Genomic DNA, 26738 nt, shown 5'->3' on the forward strand with positions numbered 1-26738 from the left:
TCATGGACGACTCCGAGGGGTTCGTGAGCATCGGTGCCTTCGCGCACCGGGTGGGGCTGGCGCCGAGCGCGCTGCGGTTCTACGACGACTGCGGCGTGCTGCGGCCGGCGTTCGTGGACGAGGCGACCGGCTACCGCTACTACCACCCCGACCAGGAGCCCCGCGCCGTCCTCGTACGGCGGCTGCGGAAGGCCGGGCTGCCGCTGACCGAGGCGACGCTGGTGCTGGACGGCCCCCGGGCGCAGGCCCGCGCCGTGCTGGAGGAACACCTGGAACGGGCGCGGGAGACGGCCGCGGCGGCGCGGTCGGCGATCGAGTCGATCCTGCGCGACCTGGCGCCGGGCGAGCCGGTGTGCGGGGCGCGGGTGGGCGGCGCGGAGTTGGCGAGCGCCGTTCGCCAGGTCGCGCCCGCCGTGGCCGACCCGGCGGTCGCCGGGGAGTTTCCCGTGCTCGGCGGGGTGCTGGTCGAGCTCGACGGGCAGGAGCTCCGCCTGGTCGCCACCGACCGTTACCGCCTGGCGGTGCGCACGCTGCGGGCGGAGCTCGTCGAGGGCGGCCCGGGCCGGGTCGTCGCCGACGCCACGGCGATGAAGGGGGTCGCCGCCTGGGCCGTACGCCACGAGCAGGTCGAGGTGGAGCTCGACGGCTCCGGGGCGCGGGTCCGGGGCGGCGGCCGGGTACGGACGCTGCCGGCGGTCGAGGGGACGTTCCCCGACTACCGGATGCTCCTGGAGGACCGGCCCGCCGTACGGCACCGGCTGATCGCCGACCGGGCGGCGCTGCGGGACCGGCTCGCCGAGGCCGGTGAGACCGTCACCCTGCACGCCGAGGACCACCGCGTCCGCGTCGTCGGCGGCGAACCGCCCGAGGCCGCGGTGCCGGCGATCCGCATCGGCCCGCCGCTGTCGGTCGCCTTCGACCCGGTCGTGCTGGTCGCGGCCCTGGACGCCGGCGTGGGACCCGACGTCCTGCTGGAGGTCTGCGACCCGAGGTCGCCCGTTGTCGTGCGCTCCGCCGACCAGGGCAGCTTCACCACCTTGGTCATGCCGGTCCTGCCCCGGCCCGAACGACAGGCGTGAGGAGAGACACCGATGGATCCGCAGAACCCCGTCGTAGGGCTGTGCGCGGAGGGCATGCGCGCCGAGACCGAGGGCCGCGCCGCCGACGCACGCGCGCTGTTCGAGCAGGCGTGGCGTACCGCCGCCGACGACTACGAGGCCTGTGTCGCCGCGCACTACCTGGCCCGGCACCAGCCGACGCCGCAGGAGACGCTCCGCTGGAACCAGGAGTGCCTGGAGCTGGCGAACCGGGTCGGCGACGAGCGGGTCACCGGCTTCTACGCCTCCCTGCACCTGAACCTGGCCAAGGCCCACCGGGACCTGGACGAACCCCAGGAGGCACGGCGGCACTTCACGGCCGCGACCGCGCACGTGAACGACGCGCCGCCGGGCCCCTACGCCGACGGGCTCCGCTTCGCGATCGCCGAAGGGCTGCGCGAGGACGGCGCCGCCGAACGGGCGGACGACGACGCGCTGCGGGACCTGCTGCTGCGGCTGTGCGCGCGGCGGGACCTGCGGGCGCTCGGGCTGGTCCTGCCCGCCTACCTGGGTGACCTGGGGAGCGAGGAGGACCGGGCCCGGCTGGCCGGCGCCCTGCACACGCTGCACGCGACGCGGTGGCTGCCCGAGCAGGAGCAGGAGGCCCTGGGCCGGGTCATCGGCTCACTCACCACGGCCTGACGTCCGGCCCGGCGTTCAGGTCCGTCTGCGTGCGGTGGCGGCCAGGGAACCCAGAAGCCGGAGCGCCTGGCTGCTCGGGGAGGCCGGTTCGGCGTGGTAGACGACGAGTTCCTGCCCGGGGCTGGAGCGGACGTCGAAGGTCTGCATCGTCAACGTCAGCGTTCCGACGTCGTGGTGGTGGAAGCGTTTGCGTTCGAGTGCCTTGCCGCGGGCGTCGTGGTGGGCCCACAGTTCGGCGAACTCGGGGCTTTGGTCGAGCAGTTCGGACAGCACCCGCCGGATGCGCGGGTCGTGCGGTGCCTTGCCGTAGCCGAGCCGGAAGCCGGCCACGGAGTTGCGTGCGACGTCGTGCCAGTCACGGTAGAAGGCACGCGCGGCCGGGTCGGTGAACACGATGTGCATGAGGTTGCGCGAGTGCGACCAGTCGTGGAAGAGCGCGTCGGCGATGGCGTTCGAGGCGAGCACGTCGTAGGCGCGGTTGTAGACGATCGCGGGGTTGTCCGGCCAGGCGGCCATCAGCTGGAGGAGGCTCGGATCGACGCGGTCGGGTACGGCGGCGACCCGGGCGCGCGGGCTGAGCCCGGCCAGGCGGTACAGGTGCTCGCGGCCGTCCTCGTCGAGGCGCAGGGCGGCGGTCAGGGCGTCGATCACCTGCGCTGAGGGCGTGCGTTCGCGGCCTTGCTCGAGCCGGATGTAGTAGTCGACGCTGACACCGGCCAGCAACGCGACCTCCTCACGTCGCAGGCCGGGGACTCGCCGGTGGCCGACGCTGGGCAGATCGGCCTCGCCCGGCGTGACCTGGGCCCGCCGGGCGCGCAGGTAGGCGCCGAGGTCGGAGGGTGTCATACCGACATCGTATGAGCGCGGGCCGGCCGGTTCCTGGGTGCGTTGCTCCCAGGAAGAGGGCGTCCTCCCGCATCGGCTCGGCGGGGCCCAGTGTTGAGGTCATGCCGACGAACCAGACACAGGAACGCCGGGCGGCCGACGGCAAGGTCGTTCTCGTCACCGGGGCCAGCAGTGGCATCGGCGCGGCCGTCGCCGCCCGGCTCGTACGCGAAGGACACCAGGTGGTCGCCGGGGCGCGGCGGACCGACCGGTTGCGGGCGCTCGTCGAGGACACCGCGGAGACGGCGGCCCGCTCCGGCGGGTCCCTGCATCCGGTGCGGCTCGACGTGACGGACCGCCGCGACGTCGCCGCCTTCACCGAGGCCGCCCGGGAACGCTTCGGGCGGGTCGACGTCTTCGTCAACAACGCCGGGGTCATGCCGCTGTCACGGCTCGACTCCCTGCTGGTCGATGAGTGGGACCGGATGGTCGAGGTGAACGTCCGCGGGCTGCTGCACGGGATCGCCGCGGTCCTGCCTCACTTCACCGCGCAGGGTTCGGGGCACTTCGTGACGGTCGCGAGCATCGGCGCGCACCAGGTCGTGCCGACCGGCGCCGTCTACTCCGGCACCAAGTACGCCGCCTGGGCGATCACCGAGGGACTGCGGCAGGAGAGCGATCCGGCGATCAGGGTCACGACCATCTCCCCGGGAGTGGTCACCTCCGAACTCGCCGACTCCATCACCGAGGAGGGAGCCGCGGAGGCCATGCGCGCCTACCGGACGCACGCGATCGGACCGGACGCCGTCGCCGGGGCCGTCTCCTACGCCCTCGCCCAGCCGGCCGACGTGGACGTCAACGAGATCGTCCTGCGGCCCGCCCGGCAACGCTGACACCCCTACCGACGATCGAGCAGAGGAAACATGACCACCAACCAGAACCTCCCGGCTTCCTGGGACCTCGGCGGAAGGGCCGCCGTCGTCACGGGCGCCGCGCGCGGCATCGGGCACGCCACGGCCACGCTGCTGCGGGAGCGCGGCGCCCGCCTGGTCGTCACCGACCGTTCCCCGGCCGTCCGGGAACTCGCCGCGAGCGACCCGGGCGACGTGACCGCGCTCGTCGGTGACGTGGCCGACGAGGAGTTCGCGCGGTCGACCATGCGCGCGGCCACCGACCGGTTCGGCCGGCTCGACATCCTGGTCAACAACGCGGGCCGTACGCTGAACAAGCCGATCACCGAGACCAGCGTCGAGGACTTCGAGGGCATCCTGCGGGTCAACGCCGGCGGCAACTTCGTCCAGGCGCGCGAGGCCTTCCGGGTGATGGAGGCCGCCGGCGGCGGCGCGATCGTCTCGATCGCCTCGGTCTCGTCGGTCGTCGCGTTCGCCACGCAGACGGCCTACGCCGCCTCCAAGGGCGCCCTGGCCCAGATCACGCGGGTGCTGGCCATCGAGGGCGGCCCCAAGGGCATCCGCTCCAACGCCGTGCTCCCCGGAGTCATCGACACCGACATCATGGACGGCGTCGTGGACGACGGCCGGGCGATGCTCGCCTCGTTCGGCGACGCTCACCCGATCGGCCGGATCGGGCGTCCCGAGGAGGTCGCCGAGACCGTCGCCTTCCTCGTGTCCGACGCCGCGAGCTTCGTCACCGGCGCGCTCGTGGCCGTCGACGGCGGATGGACCGCCCAGTGAGCGGCCGCACCGGCGGCGGGGCCGTGTTCGTCGTCGGCGCGGGACCGGGCATCGGCGCCTCGGTGGCCCGCCGCTTCGCCCGTGAGGGCCACCCGGTCGGGCTCGTCGCCCGCGACCGGGCCCGCGTCGAGGGCATCGCCGATGACCTGCGAGGCGGCGGACACCGCGCCGCCGCGGCAACGGGCGACATCACCGACCCCGGCGACATCGCCCGGGCGCTCGGCGAGCTGACCTCGGCCCTCGGGCTCCCCGAGGTCGTCTGTTTCAGCCCGCTCCCGGACGTCCGCCTCATCCGGCCCGTCCTGGACACGACCGCCGAAGACGTCGCAGGCGCCCTGGCGCTGACGGTCGTGGGCGCCACCGCCGTCGTCCAGGCCGTCCTGCCGGGGATGCTGGAGCGCGGCTCGGGCACGCTGCTGTTCACCACCGGCGGCGCGGCCGTACGGCCCAGCCCGGAGCGCGCCGTCAGCGCGGTCGTCTACGCCGGGCTGAGCAGTTACGTCGACCTGCTCGCGCAGGCGCTGCCACCACGGGGGATCAACGTCGGCCGCGTCACCATCGTCGGCGCCGTGGGGCCGGGGCTCACCCACGAACCCGACGACGTCGCGGAACACCTGTGGCGCCGGCACGCCTCGCCGGCGGAGACGGTGACCGTACTGACCTGAGGTCAGCCCGCCTCGTCCGGCACGCCCACCGGCTGCTGGGAGCGGTGGCTCACGAGCCCCCGCTCGTTCAGGTCCTGCCCGCCGGCGGTCCCGAGCGGCGGGAACTGGAGGACATCGCCCGGCTGGGCCGGGAGAAAGGCGCGATGCGCGCGTTCGCCGCGTTCGGCGCGATGACGATGCCTCGCCCGCCGTGGATCTTCCGTTCCGCGGGGGGACAGGCGGCGCTCGTCCTCGCCGATCGGCTCGGTGTGTCCTGTGAGCGGTTCCCCGGAGGTCACACGGCTTACCAGCAGGGCCCGGAGGAGTTCGCGACTCGGCTCACCGCGATTCTGGCCGCCGACGTCACCGAACCCGACGACCACTTCGAACTCGGCCTGGCCGCGATGCTGGACGGCTTGCAGTCAGCGCAGGCCGCCAACACCGGATGAAGGCTCACGGCCGACGCGGGTTCTCGTTCCCTTGAGCAACCCAGCGATCGAACCGTCACGAGGTCCCGGCCGTCCGGTGCTGCTCAAGGGCCGCGTCACCGGCGGTGGTGTAGCGGGTGAGGGCGGGCACGGCGAGGCGGAGCAGGCCGGCGCCCAGCAGGACGGTGAGGCCACCGCCGACCGCGCTGACGGCCGGGGAGGTCAGCGAGGCGAGGGCACCGGCGCGGAAGTTGCCGACCTGGGGCCCGGCGGCGCCGATGACGAAATCGACGCCGGTGACCCGCCCGCGGAACCCGTCGGGCGTGGCGAGTTGCACGATCGTGGAGCGGACGATGACGCTGATCGTGTCGGCCGCGCCCGCGATGACCAGCAGCGGCAGGCCGAGCCACAGCGTGCGGGCCAGACCGAACCCGGCGATGGCGGCGCCCCAGACCGTCACGCTCGCCAGCAGGGCCCGGCCGGGCCGGGCGATGTGCCCGACCGCGCCGGACAGCGCCGATCCGGCCAGCCCGCCGACGCCGGGCGCGGCGGTGATGAGGCCCAGGGTGGAGGCGGCGCCGCCGAAGTGGGCGGCGTTCAGGGCGGGGAACAGCGCGAACGGCATGCCCAGGACCATCGCGTCGATGTCGGCGAGGAAGACGCCGGCCAGGATCGGCCGCCGGCGGATGAACCGCAGTCCGTCGGCGACGGCGGCGATGCCCGGCCGGGCCGGGCCGCCCTGCGGCGGCATGGCGGGCAGGCGTGCCAGCGCGTACAGGGTGCCGGTGAAGCTGACGACGTCGGTCAGGTAGCACAGCCGCAGGCCACCGGCGGAGGCGACGACCCCGGCCAGCGCCGGGCCGGCCATGAGGCCGACCTGGAAGGACAGCTGGGTCAGCGCGACCCCGGCCGCGACCTGGCCGGCGGGCAGCAGCCGCGGCACGAAGGTGCGGCGCGCGGGCGCACCGACCGTCCCGAGCAGCGCCTGGACGGCCACGAGTGTGTACAGCGGCCACAGCGCCCGGAGACCGGCGAACGCCTGGGCGGCCAGGAGCGTGGAGACCACGATGGAGCCGATGTTGGTGACCAGGACGAGACGGCGGCGGTCGACCGCGTCGGCGAAGGATCCGCCGAACAGCCCGAGCAGGATCATCGGCAGGCCCGAGGCCAGCCCGACCGCGCCGACGGCGGCCGAGGAGTGCGTCGTGCGGTAGATCTGCAGGGTCACCGCGAAGGTCGTCATCTGCCCGCCGACGACCGACAGGGACGATCCGACCCACAGGCGGCGGAAGTCCGCCGACCCGCGCAGCGGGCGGATGTCCAGTACCAAGCGGCGATGCCCGGCCACGTCTCATCCCCTCGATCCGCGTACGGTGGGTGCGACATGCGCACGATCACGCACTCCGGCGAGTACGAGCTGGACGTCCGGCGTTCGCGGTTCGTCTGCGCGCTCGCCCGCGTCACCACCGAGGCGGAGGCGCAGGAGTTCATCGCCGGGCGCCGCAGGACCCACCACGACGCGACCCACAACTGCACCGCCTATGTCCTCGGTGAGCATGGCGACCTTACCCGCAGCAACGACGACGGGGAACCGGCCGGCACGGCGGGGCGGCCGATGCTGGAGGTCCTGACGCGCCGTGAGCTGACCGGGACGGTCGCCGTCGTCAGCCGGTACTTCGGCGGCGTGAAGCTGGGCGCGGGCGGCCTGGTCCGCGCGTACGGGCAGGTGGTGGGCGCCACGATCGACCGGGTGGGGATGGTCGAGCGGCAGGCGGTGGTGACGGTGACGGTGGTGGCCGACCATGCTCTCGCCGGGCGGCTGAGCCGTGACCTGCACGCCTCGGCCTACACCCCGGCCGGGTCCCGGTACGGGGCGCGGGCCGAGCTGGACGTGCTGGTGCCGGAGGAGGAGCTGGCGGCGTTCGACGCGTGGGTGGCCGCGGCCGCCGGCGGACGGGTGCGGACCCGCCGCGGCCCGGTCGGACACGTGGACGTGCCGATCATCTGATGATCGTCGGATTGTTGCCAGAAGTTGTCAGGTACGGGCGGCAGGATCGAGGCGTTCCACCGACGAAGGGAAGACATCGATGACCGCCATAGCCTCGCTCGCCATGATCAACCTCGATTGCGCCGACCCGCGCGCGCTCGCGGAGTTCTACCACGGCGTCTTCGGCTGGGAGATCACGCACAGCGAGGATGAGTACGCCATGGTCTCCGACGGGCAGACCTCGATCGGGTTCGGCCGCGTCGAGGGGTTCGCCCCGGCGGACTGGCCGGCCGAGTCCACGCCCAAGCGTTACCACCTCGACCTGTACGTCGACGATCTGGACAAGGCGGTTGCGGCCTGCCAGGAGCTCGGCGCGACGCTGCCGGACACCCAGCCGGGCGGTGACCGCTGGCGCGTGCTGCTGGACGTCGCCGGGCACCCGTTCTGCCTGTGCCCGCGCGCCTCGTAGGCACGATGGTCACGTACGCGCCGTGTCCGGTTCGGGCCGGGCACGGCGCAGCGGGAGCAGCAGGGCGGGCAGCAGGGTCAGGGCGGTGAAGGCCAGCACCCACCGGAAGGCGGCGTCGAACGCCGCGGACGGCGCGCCGCGGTGGTGGGCCAGCCGGTGTTGCAGGATCGCGGTGAGCACGGCCGCGCCGACGGACGCGCCGACCGTCTGCACCGTGGTGATGGCGCTGGTCGCGCCGGGGATCTGGGCGGGCGCGAGCCCTTCGTAGGCGGCGGCCGAGACCGGGACGGCGACGGCCGCGACGCCCATGCCCCACACCAGCAGCACCGCGCCGAGCGCGACGCCGCCGGTGTGCGGGCCCACCCGGGTGAAGGCCAGGGTGCCGAGGGTGGTGATCGCGATGCCGGCCAGGACGACGGGCCGGGCGCCGATCCGGTCGGTGAGCCGGCCGGTGACGGGCAGGGCGAGCATGGTGCCCAGGCTCTGCGGGGCCAGCAGCAGCCCGGCGGTCAGCGCGCCGTGGCCGCGTACCTGCTGGTAGTACAGCGGCATCAGGATCATCACCCCGAAGACCGACAGCCGGGACAGGAAGTTCAGCGTCGAGGCGGCCGCGAAGGGCCGGTGGGCGAACAGGCGCAGGTCCAGCAGCGGGGCGACCCGCCGCCGGCGCAGCCCGTGGACGGTGAACGCGGCCAGCAGTACGACGCCGGCGGCCAGCAGCGGGATCCGGGCGGTACGGGCGGACACCCCGTACAGGGTCAGGGCGAGCGCGGGCGCCAGCAGCGCCAGGCCGGTCAGGTCCAGCCACCGCGCGCCGGGTTCGCGCGGCGGGGCGGCCGGGATGCCGCGCCGGGCGAGCAGCAGGGCGAGCAGGCCGATGGGGATGTTGACGTAGAAGATCCAGCGCCAGTTACCGGCGTCGATGATCAGGCCGCCGACCAGCGGGCCCAGGATGGGCGCCAGCTGCCCGGGCACGGCCACCAGGGCCATGACGCGCCCGCGCCGGTCGGGGCCTGCCGCCTGGGCGAGGATCATCATGCTCAGCGGCACGATCATGCCGCCGCCGACGCCCTGCAGGGCGCGGAAGGCGATGAGGGCGCCGGCGGACCAGGCCAGGCCGCACAGCGCCGAGCCGATGAGGAAGCCCGCCAGCGCGAACCGCCACATGGCGCGGGCGCCGAAGCGTTCGGCCAGCCGACCGGTGACGGGGATGACCGTCGCGATGGCCAGCAGGTAGGCGGTGCTGACCCACTGGATCGTGGTGACCGAGGTGTGGAACGTGCGGGTGAGGCCGGCCAGGGCGACCGCGACCATCGTCATGTCGAGCATCGCGGTGACGGTGCCGACGATGACGGTGATCCCGAGCCGGAGGAGGGCGGGATCGAGGCGGGCGGGCGGTGTGCGGGACGTAGTGTCGACCATGGAGGCGACACTACACCGTGCAGTGTAGAAGAGCTACACTCCACGGTGTAGCCGAGGAGAGGGGACCCGTGCCCGACACGACCGCCCTGCGTCCGGGGTCGCCCGCCAAGCGCGCCGCGATCATCCGCGCGGCGCTTGAGGTGTTCGTCCGCGAGGGGTACGCGCGCGCCAGCGTCGACGCGATCGCCGAGGCCGCCGGGGTCTCCAAGCGCACGATCTATGACTATTACGGCGGCAAGGAGACCCTGTTCCTGTCGGCGGTGCGCGAGACGGCGGCGGCGCAGGCGGCGGCCTTCGGCGGCCTGCTGGACCGTACGCTGGGCGAGGTCACGGACGTGGCGGCGGCGCTGACGGCGTTCGGCCGCGCGTTCGCCACGGAGATGGCCCGCTCGGCCGAACGCGCCGCGGTGATGCGCCTGGTGATCGCCGAGGCGTCCCACTTCCCGGACCTGATCCACGCCGAGCCGCGGGACCGCCCGGTCCAGAGCGCGCTGGCCGCCCGGCTGGCCGAACTGGGCGAGCAGGGCCTGCTGGAGATCGACGACCCGCTGGAGGCGGCCGAGTTCCTGGGCGTGCTGGTCACCGGCCCGGTCAACAACCGGTCCTGGTACGGCACGGTGCATCTGGACCAGGAGGAGATCGACCGCCTGGCCGCCGCGGGTGTCCGCGTCTTCCTGCGCGCCTACGGCCGCTGACCCTCGCGCGGCGCCCATCATCGGCGAACCATTCGCCGCCATTGCTCCCGACGTCAATGGTCTGTGCACTCAGCGTAAATGACGCCCGGGCGACTCCCGGTGCACAATCGGACTCATCTCACCGAACGCACCGCGGAGAAAACCGAAATGGGGGGTCACGCTCGACTTGATCCGCACTGACCACCGCTGAACACGTCCACATCTCGCCACGAGGGGAGAATTCGTTGTTCAAGATCCACGCTCTTGCCATCGCGACGATATTCGCGGCGGTATGCACCGCCATCGGGCCGGGAGCCATGGCGGCGAGCGACAACTCGCCCGTCACTCGAACGCCAAGTCCGGCCGAAGACGGCATACCGGAGACTTTCGCCGCACACCGCATGTCACCGGAAGAATGTGCGCACCTCCATAATGCGCACCCAGGTACGCCCTGTGGCACGCTCTCCGAGAAGACCGTCACCGAGTACGGCGTCACGATGCGGGCCGAAGATGAGCACGGCGTGGTCCTGGGCAGTCAGACGATCATCAGCGACCACCCGATCGGCGACGATGACCAGGCCGTCGAACCCGATCCCGTGTGCCGGAAAAGCGATGCGATGTGCGCCGATGGCGCCGGGTGGAAGGGCTGGAAGGCCTCCTCGGGCTGCCGCTCGGCCTACGCCTGGATCCAGGAGAAGAGCTCGATGTTCAGGACGGTCTTGTACCGGTACGAGCACGACATGTACTACTGCTTCAAAAAGAAGCGGATCACGTCGCACTCCGAAGACTCCAAGATCACCAAGAACGACGGCCAGTCCTACCTTCGTGGCACCAAGTACTTCCGCTACTTCTACAACTTCGCCAACATGGGAAGCAGAAGCGGCTATGCCAGCAAGGGCACCGGCTCCATCGAGCGGTGCTGGGTTCACTATGGTTGCGTCGGTGTCCACTATCCGCATGTGGACCTGTACGCCCATGCGGACGGAACCTGGTACTGGAGCACCCAGGTCTAGAATGTGATCGCAGAGCGGACGCAACCCGAACAACGCAGCAGGAGGTTCCCGCGCGAATAGGCGGGAGCCTCCGCAATCCGTGCGGAGCAATCGTGCGCATCCTCAAGACAGCAATCGCCTTCCTCGCCGTCCTCGTCCTGCCCGTCGCTCTCCTTCCTTTCAGCATCGGGCCCGGCGAAATCGCCATAATCGGCATTCTTGCCATACTCGCTGGATACATCACATACCAACGTTCTGCGCCGAAAACAGAACGACCCGGAGGAGAAGGCAACACCTCCGCGTAGCCCGGCGCGCGTGTACGGCGGTCAGGGCAGTACGACGACCTTCCCGGCGGCCTGGTCGTTCTCCATGTGGCGGTGGGCCGCGACGATGTCGTCCAGGCCGAAGACCCGGTCGAGGTTGGGCCGGTAGACGCCGGCCTCGACCTGCTGGACGATCCGCCGCAACAGGGTCGCGCCCGCGCCGCCCTTGAGATCGTCGCTGTGGAAGGCCGTGAGCCTGGTCCCGGACGGGATCATCGCGATCGGTTCGAAGTCCGGGATCAGCCAGCCGCTGAGCGAGCCCGCCACGCACACCGTCCCGCCGCAGCGGACCAGGCGCAGCGAGTCCGCCGCCGTGCTCGCCCCGACCAGGTCCAGCACGTGGTCCGGGCCGTCGGGCCAGATCGCGTGCACGTCGTCCGTCAGTGATCCGCCGGTGTCGAGGAGCGCGTGGTCGACGCCGGCCGCGGTGAGCGCGTCGGTCTTGTCCTGCCGCCGGGTCGTGGCCGCGGTCTCGACGCCGTAGCCGGCCGCGATCGACGCGGCCGCCATCCCCACCGAGGAGGTGCCGCCGCGGATCAGCAACCGTCCCCGGTCGCCCGGCGTGATTCCCAGCGCGTCCAGCGCGCCCTGCGCGGTCAGGTACGTCTCGGGCAGCGCCGCCAGGACGTCCCAGGGCAGCGTGGTGGCGACCGGCATGAGCAGCACGTTCGGCAACAAGGCGTACTCCGCGTAGCCGCCGTCGAACTCCCGGCCCATCTCGCCCATCACCGCCGCGACGGTCGTCCCGGCCGGCAACGCGGGGTCGGTGGAGACCGCGACGACTCCCACGCATTCGATCCCGAGGATCCGCGGGAACCTCACGTTCGGGGAGTGCCCCTGCCGGGTCCTCAGCTCCGACCGGTTCAGGCCCGCGCCCTTCACCCGCACCAGGCTCCAGCCCGCCCGGACCGCCGGGACCGGCACCTCACGGATCCGCAACACCTCCGGGCCGCCCGCCTGGACGCAGACCGCCGCTCGCATGGTCGTACCGCCTGAGTAAAGATCATCGTGCATGCGTCCACTGTCGCCGGACGGCACGGTGACCGGCCACCGGTAAAGTGCCAACTTATGCCCGTTGGCCGCCAACCTGCCCGACCTGGTCCGACGTCGCGGCTGTGGCCCTCCGGAGGGGCGCACCTGTGGCCGTCGGGGGGCACCAGCTCGGCGCACTCCCATCCACGCGGCCACCTGGTGTACGCGGCGCGTGGCGTCCTGTCGGTGTACACCGAGCGCGGCACGTCGATCGTCCCGGCCAATCGCGTGGGCTGGATCCCGTCCGGGTTCGCGCACTACCACCGCGCGCACGGCGACACCGACATGCGGATCCTGTTCCTGCCCGCGTCCCTGGCCCGGCTCATGCCCGGGCATCCGGCCGTGTTCCTGGTCTCGGACCTGGCCCGCGAGATCCTGCTCACCCTCACGGGGCCGCGCAATTACGACCGCGCGGCGGGCGGGTACGACCGGGCGGCGCGCGCTCGCCTCCGCCGCGTCCTCGTCGACGAACTCCCCGAGGCGCAGGAGCAGCCGCTCCAGCTGCCCGAACCCCGCGATGACCGGCTCCGGGCCCTCGCCCGGATCCTGTACGAAGAGCCGGCGGACAACACCTCTCTGGCCGAACTCGGGCGCAGGGCCGGTGCCAGCGCCCGCACGCTCAGCCGGTTGTTCCAGGGCGAACTCGGCATGACCTTCTATCAGTGGCGCACCCAGCTACGCGTCTACCACGCGCTCGTCCTTCTCGCCGACGGCCACGACACGACCCGCGTCGCCCACGCCTGCGGCTGGGCGAACCCCAGCGGCTTCATCGCCGCGTTCACCGACGTCATCGGCACCACGCCGGGCCGTTACCGGCGCCGCACCCCCTGATCGTCCGGGTTCTCACGTCGCCGGTGTGTCCGGTGTGGGGCGGATGTAACCGGGCGCGGCGTCCGGCGTCACACGCGAGAAACGGGCGTTTCGTACGTTCGGCGGCGCTGTCGGATGTGACGAGGGGGCCGTTCGTTGACCGTGAGGGACCCGCGGGCCATCGCCAAGGTGCGGACGGTCTGCTCGTACTGCGGGGTCGGCTGCGGGATGGTCCTGGACGTCGCGACGGGCCCGGACGGGCGCCGTACGGTGGTCAAGGCCGCCGGGGACAAGGCGCATCCGGCGAACTTCGGCCGCCTGTGCACCAAAGGGGCCACGACCGCGGACGTGCTGGCCGCGCCCGGAAGGCTCACCGCGGCGCTGGTGCGTCCCGAGCGCGGCGCCGAGCCGGCGCCGACGGGGGTGGACGCGGCGATCGCCGCCACGGCCGGGCGGCTGCGGGAGATCATCGACCGGCACGGCCCGGACGCGGTCGCGCTGTACGTGTCGGGGCAGCTGAGCCTGGAGGCGCAGTACCTGGCGAACAAGCTCGCCAAGGGTTTCATCGGCACGAACCAGATCGAGTCGAACTCGCGGCTGTGCATGGCCAGCGCGGGCACCGGCTACAAGCTGTCGCTGGGCGCCGACGGGCCGCCCGGCTCCTACCAGGACTTCGACGAGGCCGACGTGTTCCTCGTCATCGGCTCCAACATGGCCGACTGCCACCCGATCTTGTTCCTGCGGATGATGGAGCGGGTGAAGGCGGGCGCCAAGCTGATCGTCGTCGATCCGCGGCGCACCGTGACCGCCGACAAGGCCGACCTGTTCCTGCGGATCAGGCCGGGTACGGACCTGGCACTGCTGAACGGCCTGCTGCACCTGCTCGCCGAGGGCGGGCACCTGGACGAGGCCTTCATCGCCGACCGTACCGAGGGCTGGGAGGCGATGGCGGAGCTGCTGGCCGACTACCCGCCCGCCGCCGTCGCCGAGATCACCGGCATCCCCGAGCAGGACCTTCGTACCGCGGCCGAGTGGATCGGGTCCGCCGGGGAGTGGATGAGCTGCTGGACGATGGGGCTCAACCAGAGCACCCACGGCACCTGGAACACCAACGCCCTGATCAACCTGCACCTGGCCACCGGCGCGATCTGCCGGCCGGGCAGCGGCCCGTTCTCCCTGACGGGCCAGCCCAACGCCATGGGCGGCCGGGAGATGGGCTACATGGGTCCCGGCCTGCCCGGCCAGCGTTCGGTGCTGGTGGAAGCCGACCGCGCGTTCACCGAACGGCTGTGGGGCCTGGCGCCGGGCGCCATCCGCGAGGACGGCGCCGGCAAGGGAACCGTCGAGATGTTCCAGCGGATGGCCGGCGGCGACATCAAGGCCTGCTGGATCATCTGCACCAACCCCGTCGCCTCGGTCGCCAACCGCAGGACCGTCATCGACGGGCTGGAGGCGGCCGAGTTCGTGGTGACCCAGGACGTCTTCGCCGACACCGAGACCAACGCCTACGCCGACGTGGTCCTGCCCGCCGCCCTGTGGACCGAGACCGAGGGCGTGCTGGTCAACAGCGAACGCGACGTCACGCTCGCCCGGCCGGCCGCCGACCCGCCCGGTGAGGCACTGCCGGACTGGCTGATCATCGCCCGGGTGGCCTGCGCGATGGGCTATGCGGACGCCTTCTCCTACGCGAGTGCGGAGGAGGTCTTCGAGGAGCTCAAGGGCGCCTGGAACCCGGCGACCGGCTATGACCTGCGCGGCGTGACCTACCAGCGGCTGCGGGCCACCCCCGTGCAGTGGCCCGCCCCGGACCCGGGCGGCCCCGACCGCAACCCGATCCGGTACCTGGACGGGGACGGGCCGGTCTTCCCGACCGCGAGCGGCCGGGCGGTGTTCTTCGCCCGCCCGCACGTGCCCGCCGCCGAGATGCCCGACGACGCCTTCCCGTTCGTCCTCAACACCGGACGCCTGCAGCACCAGTGGCACACCCTCACCAAGACCGGCAAGGTCGCCAAGCTCAACCGGCTCAACCCGGCCCCGTTCATCGAGGTGCATCCGCGGGACGCGCGGGAACTGGGCATCGGCGAGGGCGACCAGGTGGAGGTCGCCTCCCGGCGCGGCCGGGCCGTGCTGCCGGCGGTGGTGACCGAACGCGTGCGGCCCGGCTGCTGCTTCGCGCCGTTCCACTGGAACGACCTGTTCGGGGAGTACCTGAGCATCAACGCGGTGACCAGCGACGCGGTCGATCCGCTGTCTTTTCAGCCGGAGTTGAAGGTGTGCGCGGTGTCGCTGGCCAAGGTCGCCGCGCCGTCCCCTGGTGGCATCCGGACGCTCGTGCCGGCCGGGGCGGCTTCGGCGGCGGCCGTCTTCGGGGTGCGGGACGTGGCCCCGCCGGTACTGACCGAGCCCGAACGCCGCTACCTCGCCGGGTTCCTGGAGGGGCTGGAGTCGGGGGCGCCGGGCGTTCCCGTGCTGCCGCCCACGGCGCCGTTCAGCCGGGACACCGCCCTGTGGGTGAACGGTGTCCTGGCCGGCCTGCGCTCGCGGGTCCCGTGGTCCGCGGACGAACCCGCGGCGGACGCGAAGGGCGCCGGCCGTGAGGTCGCGGTGCTGTGGGCGTCCCAGACGGGCACCGCCGAGGAGTTCGCCGCGATCGCCGCCGAACGGCTCACCGGCGCCGGGCACCGGGTCACCGTCCGTTGCATGGACGACGCCGAGCCGCGGTCGCTGCCGTCCGCCGACCTGCTGCTGATCAGCAGCACGTTCGGCGACGGGGACGCACCGGACAACGGCTCGGGTTTCTGGGACGCCCTGGCCTCCGAGGACCTGCCGCGCCTGGACGGGGCCCGCTATGCCGTCCTGGCCTTCGGCGACTCCTCCTATGACGACTTCTGCGGGCACGGGCGCCGCCTGGACCGGCGTCTGGAGGAGCTGGGCGCCGTACGGCTGGCCCCGCGTACCGACTGCGAACCGGACTATGAGGCCTCCGCCCAGGCCTGGCTGGAACAGGTCCTGTCCGCCCTGGGGGCTCCTTCACCGGCCGTGACCGTCCCGGGGCCCGCGCCCGCCGCCCGGCCCGCCGGATCGGGTGTCACGACGGCCCGGCTCACCGGCAACCGGCTGCTCAGCGGCCCGGGGTCGGGCAAGGAGGTCCGGCGGTTCACCTTCGACCTGCGCGACGGCGACGTCCCGCCGGTCTACCAGGCCGGTGACGCGCTGGGGGTGCGCCCGGTCAACTGCCCGGACCTGGTGGCCGAGTGGCTGGCCGTCACCGGACTGGACTCCGGCACCGCCGTCGAGCTCGACCGCGTCGGCGAGGTCCCGCTCGGGGAGGCCCTCCACCGGCACCTGGACATCACCAGGATCACCCCGGACCTGCTGCGTTTCATCACCGAACGCACCGGCGACCGCGAGCTGAAGAGGCTGCTGCGCCCGGACAACAAGGGCCAGCTCGCCCAGTGGTCCTGGGGACGTCAGGCCGTCGACGTGCTCGCCGAGCATCCGGTCCGCGCCACCGCCGGGGAATGGGCGCAGGTCCTGGGCCGCCTGCGTCCCCGCCTGTACTCGATCTCCTCCAGCCCGCTCACCCAGCCGCACGAGGTCGCGCTGACGGTCTCGGTCGTCCGGTACGGCAACCCCCGCGGCCGCGCCCGCAAGGGCGTCTGCTCGACCTTCCTCGCCGACGCCGCCCCCGGCTCCCCGATACCGGTCCACGTCCAGCGTTCCGCCCACTTCCGGCCCCCGTCCGATCCGGCCACCCCCATGGTGATGGTCGGCCCGGGCACGGGGATCGCGCCGTTCATCGGCTTCCTGCATGAGCGGCGCGCCCGTGGTCACCGCGCCCCCAACTGGCTGTTCTTCGGTGAGCAGCACCGCGCCGGCGACTTCTACTACCAGGAGGAGCTGACCGCCCTGCGGGACGAGGGCTACCTGGACCGGATCGACACCGCCTTCTCCCGTGACCAGCGCGCCCGGATCTACGTCCAGGACCGCATGCGCGAGCAGGGGCACCGGCTGTGGTCCTGGCTCCAGGACGGCGCCCACCTGTACGTATGCGGCGACGCCTCACGCATGGCCAGGGACGTGGACCGGGCGCTGCACGACATCGCCGTCACCCACGGCGGGCTGAGCGCCGACGGCGCCGCCGGGTACCTCAAGCAGCTCACCGCCGCCCGGCGCTACGTCCGCGACGTGTACTGACCGGGTGGTGCCTCAGGCCGGGTGGGCGGCATTGAGCCGGCCGGCTTCGCCGGCCCGGCCGAGCCGTTCGAGGGCGCGGGCGAGCGCGTGCGTCGCGGAGACACGCAGCGGCGATTCGGGCGGGGCGGAGTCGAACGCGGCTCGCAGCACCGGCTCGGCGAGGTCGGGCCGGTCGGCGTCGAGGAGGACGCCGCCGTGCAGCAGATCCATCTCCGCCGCCTCGGCCGGCCGGCCGAGTCGCCGGAACGCCGCCGCCGCGCGCGCGGCCCGGTCCGTGGCCTCCTGGGTACGGCCGGCGCCGGCCAGGATGTGCGCGGCGCTGCGGAAGGTCAGCGCCCAGCCGTTGGCCAGCTGCGCGGCGGGTTCGGGCGGCAGCGCGCGGGTGGCCTGTTCGGCCTGGGCCAAGGCGGTGAGGGCCTGCTGTCCCTCGCCGGCCCAGTGCAGGGACAGCGCCTCGGCCGCGCGGCACAGGGCGGTCAGGTGCGGGTTGCCGAGCCGGGCGGCGACGTCACCGGCCGTACGGTAGGTCTGTGCCGCCTTGGCGTCCTGGTCGAGCAGGTCGTGGATCTGCGCGGTGGGGATGAGGGCGTTGACGAGCAGCAGCGGGTCGTCCCGCGTGCGGGCGTCGCCCGCCAGCTTGTCGTACTCCTCCAGGGCGAGGGTGTGGTCGCCGAGCATGCGGTAGCCCTCGGCGAGCAGGAGGCGGTTGTCGTCAGCGATCCGCGGCCGGTCCAGCCGGCCGAGTTCGCGCAGCCGGTCCAGCCACGCGGCGACGTCGTCGGCCGCCTGCACGGCGTCCTCGATGCGACCGGCCGCGCGGTAGGCGACGGCGAGTTCGTATCCCTGCTCGGCGGTGTCGTCGTCGCGGGACCGGGCCTCGCCGACCGCGTCGATGAGGTCCTCCAGCGCGTCGGCCGGCCGTCCGGCGCCGATGAGCGCGAGGCCGCGGCGGTACCGCAGGTAGCCGCGGAGCCGCGGAGGCGCGGCCGAGGGGAGCGCGGCGAGTTCTCGTTCGACCATGGCGAGGAAGAGTCCCGGGGTGCCCGCCCGGTCGTGCGCCTTGCGCGTGGCCTCATGGGCGGCGACCAACTGGCCGGGGGAGCCGGCGGCGGTGAAGGCGCCCCGCGCGACGTCGGCCAGGGCCATCACCTGCGCGGGCGCGGCGTTGTCGAACTCGCGCCAGCGTGCCTCGGTGAGGGCCAGCGAGCCGATGAGGACCGCGTCGCCGGCGAGCCGGGCGTGGTGGGCGCCGCGGGCCAGCGCGCGGTAGGCGTCGTTGTCCTGCCGGGCCTGGACGAGCGAGCGGGCGTGCAGCAGCTCACCGTAGGCGATCATCTGGTGGTCGCCGGTGCGGTGGAGTTCCCTGACGGCCCGCGCGACCGTCTTCACCCCTTTCCTGGGCTGGTCGTGGCGGCTCAGCCAGTGACCGAGCCGGCACAGGCACACCAGGTGGCGCAGGTGGTCCCCGGCCTGGCGGTGGGCGTCGGCGGCCCACTGGAACCGGTTCTCGGCCTCGGCGTCGTCGTCGGCGGCGAGCAGTGCGGTGAGTTCGGTGTGCCGCGCGGCCAGGTGCGGCGGAGGCGTGCCGACGGCGTCCAGGCAGCGGCGTGCCTCGGTGTGCTCTTCTCGCTGCTCGTGCCATTCGGCCTGGTTCAGCAGCGTCTCGGGCGGTGTTCCGGGCGGGATCGGCGCGGGCCGGGGCGTTTTGCGGGCGGTCGGGGTGAGCGGCAGGAAGTCGGTGACGGGTGCGGCGGCCAGCCGCGCGCGGATCCGGTCGCCCTGGTGGGTGGTGCCGTTGCGCCGGTCGAAGCGGGCGGCCAGCTCCCGCGCGGTGGTCTCCATCTCCTGGTGCAGCTCCGCCAGGGTCCAGGTGAGGTCCGATCCGGACCCGCGGACGGTCTCGGCGCCCCGGCCCGCCTCGACGAGCCGCCGCAGCAGGACCGCCCCGGCGGTGGCGAACTCCATCTTGCCGTTCGGCCGGTTCAGCGTGGGGTAGCCGCCGAGGTGTTCCCGCAGCGCGGACAGGCCGGTCTCCTCGTTGCCGGTCAGCGCGCAGAACTCCACTTTCATGCCGCCGTACTCGAACCGGTAGACGTCCTGGTACATCGCCCGGCGGGCCCGGTGGAAGGCCGTGGCGGCCTCCTCGAAGCGGCCGGCGCGGGCCAGCGGCAGCAGCATCAGGCACTGGATGGGCGCGGGCGGCTCGGTGAAGGTGACCTGCCCGGACAGCACCGGCCCGGCCAGGGCCAGCGCCCGTTCGACCGAGGCGTCGTCGCCGCGTAGGACGAGCCGTTCGACCTCGGCCTCGAAGTCCCACACCGAGTCGGGGTCCGGTCCGCCGGCGGTCTTCCACGCCCGGTGGCAGCGTTCCTCCTCAGGCCAGTCACGGGCGAGCTGGGCGACCCAGCGGCGGGCGTCGTGGACTCGGCGCAGGCTGTGGCCGCCGGCGCGGAAGCGGCGTTCCATGTCCTCGAAGGCGCCGTAGATCTGGGCCAGGCTGATCTCGGGGAACTCGGCCATCGACTGGGCGATGTGGGCGTACCAGTTGCGCAGCGCGTAGTCCGCCTCCGGCCCGAACTCGCCCGGGCGCGCGTCGTACTCGCTCAGGCAGCGGGAGAACAGCGGGAACGCCTTGTCCCACTGCCGGCCGACGCTGTAGGCGTTGGCCAGGTCGCGGCGCGAGGCGAAGGCCAGCCGGTGCAGGCCGCCGGCGTCGGCGTGCCGTACGACGTCCTCCATCAGCGCGGTCTTCGCCTCGCCGTACCGCATCTGCCGGGCCTGGTCGAGCATGGCGGCCAGTTCGGCCTCGGTCCGGCTCATCGGGTGCCTCCGGCGGCCATCGCCCACTCGAGCAGGCCGAGGAACGAGTGGTTGAGCAGCGCGCTGTCCTGCGGCCGCAGCGGGTGGTGGCCCGACAGCAGCGCCTGGCCGTACAGGGCCTGGACGCCCAGGGCGGCCAGTGACGGGTCGGCGGCTTCGGCGACCCGCCGTACGACGGGGTTGCGCAGGTTGAGGATCAGCTGCGGCCGTTCGCCGGCACCGGTGGCGTCCACGGCGCCGAGGACGCCGGCCCACAGTTCGTTCGCGGCCGACCGGGCCGACCGCATCTCCTCGGCCTGGGCCGCGGCGCGGCTCAGCACGTACAGGGCGGGCAGCGACGGCGGGTCGAAGGAACGTGGCGCCACGTCGCAGCCGAGCGTGTGGAGGGTGTCGGCGGCGAGCCGCAGGAACGGTCGCAGCCGGGCCTCCAGGGCCGGGTCCGGCGGTTCGAAGTAGGTCGTCAGCTCGGCGGGTTCCAGGCGCCGTACGGTGATCGCCGGGTCCAGCAGCGGCAGCCGCCGCATGATCTCGATGTCGTAGGCGTATCCGCCGTTGACCAGGCCGAAGTTCTGCGCGCCGGCGACCGCGGCCAGCTCACGGAACTCATCGGCCGTCGCGGTGTAGCGCACGACCGGGTGGCGCCGGCGGAACTCGGCGAGGGTCATCGGCCCGGCCGCGGTCTCCATCGGCCACCAGCGGTCCACCACGCGCAGCATCTCCACGTCGTGCAGCGCGAGCGCCTTGACGCCCAGGTGGTGCACGGACAGGAACCGCTGGAGCCGGTCCGGCGCGGTGGCGGCGAGACGTACCAGCCAGTCGCGTACCTGTGCGCCCAGCGCCTCGCGGGTGTCGGCGAGCAGGTCGTCCTCATACAGCGCCTCGCGGCCGGCGGTCGGCCGCAGCTCGCCGGTGTCGACGACGCAGCGGACGAAGAACGCCCATTCGGGCAGCAGCTTGTCCACGCTGTCGGACAGCAGCATCCGGCGCAGGTACACCCGGTGTCCCGATCGGGCGGCCGGGTTGGCGGCCATCGGCAGCACGAACGCCAGCCCGGTCAGCCCGGCCTCGGGGACGGCCAGGTCGATCACGTCGAACGGGGCGAAGCCGAACACGCGCTCGGCGTACTCGCGCAGCGCCGCGGCCCGTACGGCGGGGGAGGGGTGGCGGTGCTGCCAGGGCAGGGCGCCGGAGTTCACCCGCCGGCCGCCGATGGAGATCTCCACCGGCAGCGCGTCGGCGTAGCGGACCGCCAGGTCGGCGACCATCGCGCCGGTCAGCCACGGCTCCATGCCGGGCCGGGGCCGGAGCGTCACCGTGGTTCCGGGTTCGGGCCGTTCCCGCGCGGCGGGCGTCACGCGGTACCGGCCGTCGGACCGGCCGGTCCATTCCACCGTCGGGCCGCCGCGGGCGGAGCGGGTCAGCACGCGTACCTCGTCGGCGACCAGGAAGCAGGACAGCAGTCCGATGCCGAACCGGCCGAGGAACTCGTGCCGCGCCATGCCGAGTTCGTCCCGTTTGGAGCTGCGGCCGATGGTGGCGAGCAGTTCGTGCACCTCGGGCTCGGACAGGCCGATGCCGCCGTCGCGTACCCGCAGCGTGCCGTCGCCGGTGGTCTCGGGCGGGTCGATGGCCACCACGGCCGGTGCGTCCGGGTCGGCCTGCCGGCGGGCGGTGATCGCGTCGACCGCGTTCTGCAGGAGTTCGCGCAGGTACACCTGGGGGGTGGTGTACAGGTGGTGGCTGAGCAGATCGACCACGCCTCGCAGATCAACCTGGAAGGCCCGCTCCACGCCCCGCCCCTCGTGCCCGTGTTCCCGTCAGGGAATCGTAGTGCCAGGCCGATCACCGGGACGCGGGTCACCACCATGATCCTTCAAATGGGACAATGCGGGACATGTCTCACCAGTCCGTGGCGAGGACGCGACGCGCCGCCGTCACGGCCGTCCTCATCCTGCTGGGTGCCCTCGCCGTGGTCTCGCTCGTCGCCGTCCTCGTCGTGACGCAGGCACCGGACGGCGTCCGTGACCTGCACGCCTACCAGCGGGCGGCACGCTGCCCGGCGGCCCCGTCCGGGTCCGCCGACTGCCGCTGGACCGAGCCGTTCACGGTGACCGGCGTCCATTACGCCCGCGGCCGCAACGACTCGCACCGCGCCTACCTGACCGGTCCCGACGGCAGGCGGTGGACGACGGCGTACGCCTCCGGCGGTCCCCTGCTGTACGGCATCGGCGAGGGCGACCGGGTCACCGGCACCCTCTGGCGCGGCCGGCTGACCGAGATCGCGACCGGGGGCATGTCCCAGGAGACGATGGACGCCCCGGCCGACATGCGCGCCCGGGTCCTCGTCCTCGCGGTGATCGTCATCCCTCCCGGTCTGCTCCTGGCGGCCGCGTGCGTGTGGCGGCTGTGCCGCCTGCGCGCCGCCCCGACGCCGGGTCTGGTCGCCACCAGGGGCCTGGCCGCCGGGCTGTTCCTCGGCCCGTTGTTCAGCCTCCTCCCGCTGGGCCACCGGGCCGAGAACCCGTGGTGGGTCACGGGCGCCTGGCTGATCATCGCCACCCTCCTGACCGTCGTGGCCCGCGTCTACGTCAACCAGAAACGCGACCACGAGGACGAACCCGCCCTCGGCGAGCGGCACGCCGCGGCGGGCTAGGAGCCGGCCCTTGGCCGACCAGCGGAACCGAATACGGGAGAAACGGCCGCACTCTTGATCATCGGTCGGTGCTCGTCCGCCGGGGCTGCCGACGGTCGCTACGATCACGCCCCATGCGCGTTGATCGTCACAGCGTTCCCCAAGAGTCCCTCACGTCCGCTCTGGCGGCCGTCCCCGAGCGGCTGGGCCGCGACACCGAGCTCGCCGGGAACGGCGGCCCGTTCGGCATCGAGATGCTCGCCGACATGCTGCTGGACTACGCGGCGGCGCGCACCGTCGAGATCGACCCGCGCGTCGAGACCCGCGAGACGTGGCTCGCGCTGACCTCGGCCGCGTCGCTGTACCGGGACCATGCGCGCGCCCAGACCGTCCCGGCCGGCGGGGAGGTCCGCGCCTTCGTCGACTACCTGGGCGTCGGGTTCGGCTTCCTGCAGGAGCGGGACGAGAGCCTGAGCGCGCACGACTGGGTCCGGGCCTACCAGGTCGCGCTCGCCATCGGGACGGACGACGTCCTGCTCGGCCTCTACCCGCTGGTCCAGTCCCTGCCCGAGGACGACGACCTTCAAGGCCTTCGCGCCTTCTGGGCGAAACAGCCCGCCGAGACGTACCCGGACTCCTCCGAGGGCCGGATGCTGCGCGCGATCGCCGAAGGCGACGCCGTCGCGTTCAACGCCGCCCTGGCCACGGCGCTGGAGCGGCACCGCGAGCGGGCCGGGAGGTACCCGCGCGACCTGATCGCCTGGGGGCCGCTGGCCCTGGCCGCGCTCGCGTACGAGGCCGAACTGCCGATCGAGGTGGAGTCCGGCTACCTTCCCGAGCGGCTGTTCACGCGCGCCGGGCCCAAGAAGCCGAGCGCGGACGGCCCGATCGCCCGCCCCGGCTTCGACGCCGAAGGCGCCGCCCGCTGGTTGGAGAACGTCAGCAAGCGCACCCAGCGGAAAGTGGAGCACGCGTTCAGTCCGGAAGTGCTCATCCAGTTCCGGTTCTCGGCGATGGCCGGTCCCGGGACGCACATGGTGATGGCGCTGTCGTTCCGCTCCGTACTGGACCCGCGCGCCGAGAGCGCCGCGTACATCGACGGGCTGGTCCTGGCGAGCGAGTCGTTCGCGTCGGCGTTCCGGCTGGCCTCGGTCCCGCGCGGCACGGCGATCGCCGTCACGCTGGGTGGACGCACCGAGGAACTGCCCGCGTCCGGGCCGAACAGCGACGCCTCCGACTGGATCTACGCGCGGGCCGCCGCGCTGGCATGGACGTCCCGCAGGCAGGCCGACATCGCGATCCTGGCCGCGTTCGACGCCGACGACCTTCACTCCACGATCCCGGACACCAACTCCTACGCGCGCGCGTGCCACGCCGTCCTGCGCGGACAGGACCCGCGTCCGCATCTACGGAACGCGCTGGCCAAGACCTCCGACGACGAACACTGGGAGTGCCTGCGCGCCCCCCGTGCCCGGCTGCTGGAGCGCATCGCCGAGGACGACGCGGACGGCTTCAACGCCGTCCTCGCCGACGCGCTCGGCCTCTACCGCGACTACTACAGCGCGGGCGACCGCATCGACGACCCGGACGGGCAGCTCTCCTTCGACGCGCTCGGACTCGCCTGCCTCGCCCACGACCGAGGCATCCCGGTGCGGATCGAGTCCGGCTACCTGCCGCGCGCGGTGATCGAAGGACTCAGCCGACGCTGAGGACCAGCCCGCTCGCCGAGACGCCCGCTCTCGGCCGTTCGGCTGTTGGTCAAGGGCCGAGTTCCGGCGGGCCCGTAACGCCGTCCGGTGACCGCGCGCAGGCGGCCTTCGGCGGTCCCGGCCGTAGGCTGAAGGGATGGCGCTGAGGATCGGGGACGAGTGGATCAGCAGCGACCGCTGCCCGCAGGTCGCCATGGCCATCACCGGCGAGGGCTGGGTCCTGTCCTGGCGGCGCGGGGTGTGGACCAGGGACGAGGCGATCAACGCGATGGCCCGTGCTGAGCACGGCGACCTGCACACCGACCCGGCCACCGCCGCCACCTGAGAGCCCGCCGATCCGCTGAGGCGGCGGCCGGTCGCCGCCTCAGCGCAGGACGGCGCGCAGTTCGATGTCGTCGTGGATCGCCGCCCAGCCGGCGTCCCAGCTGTGCCGCCGGTCGTCGGCCAGCACCGCCTCGATCGTCGCGACGTACCCCGAGGGCAGCTCCGTCACCTCCGCCAGATACCGCGCGGCCGCACCGGCGACGGGTTGCGCGGTGCCCTCGAGCAGGTCGGCGACGGGCCGGAACAGGACGTGCCCGCTCTCGGCGGTGTCCCCGGTGATCGCGGCGAGGGCGTGCGCGGCCTCGACGGCCGTCCACGGTTCCAGGGCGCGGGCGAGGAGGCGAAGGGTCGGGACCGACGCGGACGCGTGCGGGCCGAGGTCGGCGAGGCGGCGGGTGACGGTGTGGGCGTGGGCGTCGCCGAGGCGGGGGACCAGGGCGCGCAGCGCGGGCCCGGGGTCGCCGGTGACACGCCAGTACGCCCAGGGCACGGCGACGGCCGCCGCGTCGCGCGCGTACGGCCGGCTCAGTCCGTCGCCGGGGGCGTCGAGCAGGCGCCGCAGCGCGGGGGCGGCGGAGGCCGCGCCGGCGCCGATCGCGCCGAGCGTGTCGGCGGCCCAGTGCCGTAGCCGCCCGTCCAGGAGCCGGGCGACCCCGGGCGCCGCGGGGGCCGCGGCCGCACCCCACGCCTGGAGCGTCTGCAGGAGCGTACGGCCCAGGTCCTCCTCCATGTCCGGGCGCAGCCGCCGGAGGATCGCCGGGAGCAGCGCCGGCGCCCACCGCGCGCACGGCCGGAGGACCTGGTGGAGCCCCGGCGGCCACAGCGGGTATCCGGAGGTCTTGCCGGTGTGGGAGGAGTGCAGGGGGTAGCCCGGCCGGTCGCGGCCCACCTGTTGGGCCAGTGCCGGCAGGCAGCGTTCGTCGCCGGACCAGGCCAGGCCCCACAGGGCCACGTCGGCGGCCGCCGGAGACCTCCCGGTCCGCGCCGGGTCGTCCAGGTGCGCGGCGAACAGGTCCGCGTCCGGGCCACCGGGCTCGGCGTGCGCGGCCAGCAGGTGCAGGGCGCGGACGCGGTTCTCCGCGTCGGGGTCGCCGGCGCGTTCGCGCAGGGCGGGCAGGAGACGGCCGTGCCGACGCGAGAACGACAGCAGGTTCGCCGCGGTGCGCAGCGCGCCGGTGCGGCGGCCCGGATCGGCGTGGCCCAGCAACGCCAGGCAGATCTCCTCTTGGGCGTCCGCGTCCCGGTCCAGCCGGGACAGCGCCCACCACACCGTCAACTCCGGCGCGCCGGAGAACCGCTCGCTGCCGGACCACACCGAAAGATCCCCCGACAACGCCGTGAGCACGGGTTCGGTCGCGGTGGGACGGCCGGGCAGCGCCTCGCGGAGCGCGAGCGTGGCGGCGAACCGCAACTGCTCGTCGGGGTCGCCGAGCAGCCCGCGGAGCCACCCGAGCGTCTCGGGCAGCGTCGCGACGGTCAGAAAGCGGGTGAGCGCCCCGACGGTGAGGACCTGGTCGAGGCGGGTGACCCTGTCCTGGGCGGCCCACCGGTCACGCAGGGCGCCGACGACCGTGTCAGCGTGGGTGACCGCCTCCTCCAGCACCGACGTCACCGCCCGGCGTACCCGCGGATCGGGATCGTCCAAAAGCGCGATCAGCCGGGGCACGGCCCGGTCCCAGGCCGCGGTCCAGCCGTCGGCGACCGCGCGCGGACTCGCCTCACGGGCCTCGTAGGCGAGCCGCCCCACGCACTCCAGCACCTCGCCGCGGCAGACGACCCGCGGCGACCCGGCCGCCTCCACCAGGTACGGCAGGGCCGCGACCGCCGCCGAGCAGACGGCGCCGCCCTGGTGGTACAGCTCGTTCAGCAGGTCGTCGGCGGCCTCGGCCGCCGACGCCTCGTCCAGCAGCGCGCGAAGCAGCGACGGCATGTCGGCCTCGCCCCGGAACGCGTACGTCAGGTCACGCCACGGCACATGATCAAGACCGTCGAACATGCCGGGAAGGCTACCGGCGGG

At 73.4% G+C, this 26738-nt stretch carries 23 protein-coding genes; 16 read left to right on the forward strand and 7 right to left on the reverse strand.

The genetic code is table 11. The features are described from left to right. Positions 1 to 2 precede the first annotated feature (2 nt). Positions 3 to 1079: a DNA polymerase III subunit beta family protein gene (locus QSK37_RS22250; protein WP_285624335.1), complete on the forward strand. Its 1077-nt coding sequence runs from the start codon at positions 3 to 5 to the stop codon at positions 1077 to 1079. A 12-nt stretch (positions 1080 to 1091) separates the two neighbouring features. Beyond that, positions 1092 to 1739 (forward strand): hypothetical protein, encoded by a 648-nt coding sequence (locus QSK37_RS22255; RefSeq protein WP_285624337.1) that lies wholly within the window; start codon positions 1092 to 1094, stop codon positions 1737 to 1739. A 15-nt stretch (positions 1740 to 1754) separates the two neighbouring features. Here the strand turns inward: QSK37_RS22255 and QSK37_RS22260 are convergent, their stop codons facing one another. Continuing rightward, entirely contained in the window at positions 1755 to 2585 is an 831-nt protein-coding gene (locus QSK37_RS22260; protein ID WP_285624339.1) for a helix-turn-helix transcriptional regulator, read from the reverse strand. A 101-nt stretch (positions 2586 to 2686) separates the two neighbouring features. On the opposite strand from QSK37_RS22260, the gene QSK37_RS22265 reads away from it, so the two are divergent. Genes QSK37_RS22265 through QSK37_RS22280 form a run of 4 tightly spaced genes read left to right on the forward strand, consistent with a single transcriptional unit; the run spans position 2687 to position 5351 of the window. Then, a complete protein-coding gene (locus tag QSK37_RS22265; RefSeq protein WP_285624340.1) occupies positions 2687 to 3457 on the forward strand; it encodes an SDR family oxidoreductase in 771 nt (256 codons plus the stop codon). Between the two features lie 30 nt (positions 3458 to 3487). After that, entirely contained in the window at positions 3488 to 4258 is a 771-nt protein-coding gene (locus tag QSK37_RS22270; protein WP_285624342.1) for an SDR family NAD(P)-dependent oxidoreductase, read from the forward strand. Then, positions 4255 to 4923, forward strand: a complete 669-nt coding sequence (locus tag QSK37_RS22275; protein ID WP_285624344.1) for an SDR family NAD(P)-dependent oxidoreductase — start codon at positions 4255 to 4257, stop codon at positions 4921 to 4923. The genes QSK37_RS22270 and QSK37_RS22275 overlap by 4 nt, the downstream gene beginning before the upstream one ends. Before the next feature lie 44 nt (positions 4924 to 4967). Then, on the forward strand, positions 4968 to 5351 hold the full coding sequence (locus QSK37_RS22280; RefSeq protein ID WP_285624348.1) for a hypothetical protein: 384 nt from the start codon (positions 4968 to 4970) through the stop codon (positions 5349 to 5351). Positions 5352 to 5406: 55 nt separating this feature from the next. Here QSK37_RS22280 and QSK37_RS22285 read toward each other — a convergent pair whose 3' ends face one another. After that, positions 5407 to 6678, reverse strand: coding sequence for an MFS transporter (locus tag QSK37_RS22285; RefSeq protein WP_285624350.1), 1272 nt, complete (start codon positions 6676 to 6678; stop codon positions 5407 to 5409). A 36-nt stretch (positions 6679 to 6714) separates the two neighbouring features. Between QSK37_RS22285 and QSK37_RS22290 the strand changes: the two genes are divergently transcribed. After that, the gene (locus QSK37_RS22290; protein ID WP_285624352.1) at positions 6715 to 7338 is read left to right on the forward strand and encodes an IMPACT family protein; all 624 of its coding nucleotides are present in this window, start codon (positions 6715 to 6717) and stop codon (positions 7336 to 7338) included. Positions 7339 to 7417: 79 nt separating this feature from the next. Continuing rightward, a complete protein-coding gene (locus QSK37_RS22295) occupies positions 7418 to 7786 on the forward strand; it encodes a VOC family protein (RefSeq protein ID WP_285624354.1) in 369 nt (122 codons plus the stop codon). A gap of 9 nt (positions 7787 to 7795) precedes the next feature. Here the strand turns inward: QSK37_RS22295 and QSK37_RS22300 are convergent, their stop codons facing one another. After that, complete coding sequence (locus QSK37_RS22300; protein ID WP_285624356.1) at positions 7796 to 9208, reverse strand: MDR family MFS transporter; 1413 nt, start codon at positions 9206 to 9208, stop codon at positions 7796 to 7798. 68 nt (positions 9209 to 9276) lie between these two features. Here QSK37_RS22300 and QSK37_RS22305 point away from each other — a divergent pair, with 68 nt between their 5' ends. From QSK37_RS22305 to QSK37_RS22315, 3 genes are all read left to right on the forward strand, one after another. Beyond that, entirely contained in the window at positions 9277 to 9903 is a 627-nt protein-coding gene (locus QSK37_RS22305) for a TetR/AcrR family transcriptional regulator (RefSeq protein ID WP_285624359.1), read from the forward strand. Positions 9904 to 10127: 224 nt separating this feature from the next. After that, the gene (locus tag QSK37_RS22310; RefSeq protein ID WP_285624361.1) at positions 10128 to 10895 is read left to right on the forward strand and encodes a hypothetical protein; all 768 of its coding nucleotides are present in this window, start codon (positions 10128 to 10130) and stop codon (positions 10893 to 10895) included. 92 nt (positions 10896 to 10987) lie between these two features. Then, positions 10988 to 11179 carry a hypothetical protein gene (locus QSK37_RS22315; RefSeq protein WP_285624364.1) on the forward strand — a complete coding sequence of 64 codons (192 nt, stop codon included), beginning with the start codon at positions 10988 to 10990 and terminating at the stop codon, positions 11177 to 11179. Between the two features lie 21 nt (positions 11180 to 11200). On the opposite strand, the gene QSK37_RS22320 is transcribed toward QSK37_RS22315, so the two are convergent. Continuing rightward, positions 11201 to 12211, reverse strand: coding sequence for a zinc-binding dehydrogenase (locus QSK37_RS22320; RefSeq protein WP_285624366.1), 1011 nt, complete (start codon positions 12209 to 12211; stop codon positions 11201 to 11203). 54 nt (positions 12212 to 12265) lie between these two features. On the opposite strand from QSK37_RS22320, the gene QSK37_RS22325 reads away from it, so the two are divergent. Next, a complete protein-coding gene (locus QSK37_RS22325; protein ID WP_349497983.1) occupies positions 12266 to 13060 on the forward strand; it encodes an AraC family transcriptional regulator in 795 nt (264 codons plus the stop codon). A gap of 141 nt (positions 13061 to 13201) precedes the next feature. Next, positions 13202 to 17236: a bifunctional nitrate reductase/sulfite reductase flavoprotein subunit alpha gene (locus QSK37_RS22330; RefSeq protein WP_285624954.1), complete on the forward strand. Its 4035-nt coding sequence runs from the start codon at positions 13202 to 13204 to the stop codon at positions 17234 to 17236. A gap of 12 nt (positions 17237 to 17248) precedes the next feature. Here QSK37_RS22330 and QSK37_RS22335 read toward each other — a convergent pair whose 3' ends face one another. After that, the gene (locus QSK37_RS22335; protein WP_285624370.1) at positions 17249 to 20056 is read right to left on the reverse strand and encodes a hypothetical protein; all 2808 of its coding nucleotides are present in this window, start codon (positions 20054 to 20056) and stop codon (positions 17249 to 17251) included. Continuing rightward, the gene (locus tag QSK37_RS22340; protein WP_285624372.1) at positions 20053 to 21846 is read right to left on the reverse strand and encodes an HSP90 family protein; all 1794 of its coding nucleotides are present in this window, start codon (positions 21844 to 21846) and stop codon (positions 20053 to 20055) included. The genes QSK37_RS22335 and QSK37_RS22340 overlap by 4 nt, the downstream gene beginning before the upstream one ends. Before the next feature lie 104 nt (positions 21847 to 21950). On the opposite strand from QSK37_RS22340, the gene QSK37_RS22345 reads away from it, so the two are divergent. The 3 genes from QSK37_RS22345 to QSK37_RS22355 all read left to right on the forward strand — a co-directional run bounded on the left by QSK37_RS22345 (position 21951) and on the right by QSK37_RS22355 (position 24722). After that, positions 21951 to 22709, forward strand: coding sequence for a hypothetical protein (locus QSK37_RS22345; protein WP_285624374.1), 759 nt, complete (start codon positions 21951 to 21953; stop codon positions 22707 to 22709). A 113-nt stretch (positions 22710 to 22822) separates the two neighbouring features. Continuing rightward, positions 22823 to 24397, forward strand: coding sequence for an immunity 49 family protein (locus QSK37_RS22350; RefSeq protein ID WP_285624376.1), 1575 nt, complete (start codon positions 22823 to 22825; stop codon positions 24395 to 24397). 136 nt (positions 24398 to 24533) lie between these two features. Then, positions 24534 to 24722: a hypothetical protein gene (locus QSK37_RS22355; protein WP_285624378.1), complete on the forward strand. Its 189-nt coding sequence runs from the start codon at positions 24534 to 24536 to the stop codon at positions 24720 to 24722. A gap of 39 nt (positions 24723 to 24761) precedes the next feature. Here the strand turns inward: QSK37_RS22355 and QSK37_RS22360 are convergent, their stop codons facing one another. Next, the gene (locus QSK37_RS22360) at positions 24762 to 26717 is read right to left on the reverse strand and encodes a hypothetical protein (protein WP_285624380.1); all 1956 of its coding nucleotides are present in this window, start codon (positions 26715 to 26717) and stop codon (positions 24762 to 24764) included. Positions 26718 to 26738 lie beyond the last annotated feature (21 nt).

It is taken from the genome of Actinoallomurus iriomotensis, assembly GCF_030269445.1.
Taxonomy (GTDB): domain Bacteria; phylum Actinomycetota; class Actinomycetes; order Streptosporangiales; family Streptosporangiaceae; genus Actinoallomurus; species Actinoallomurus iriomotensis.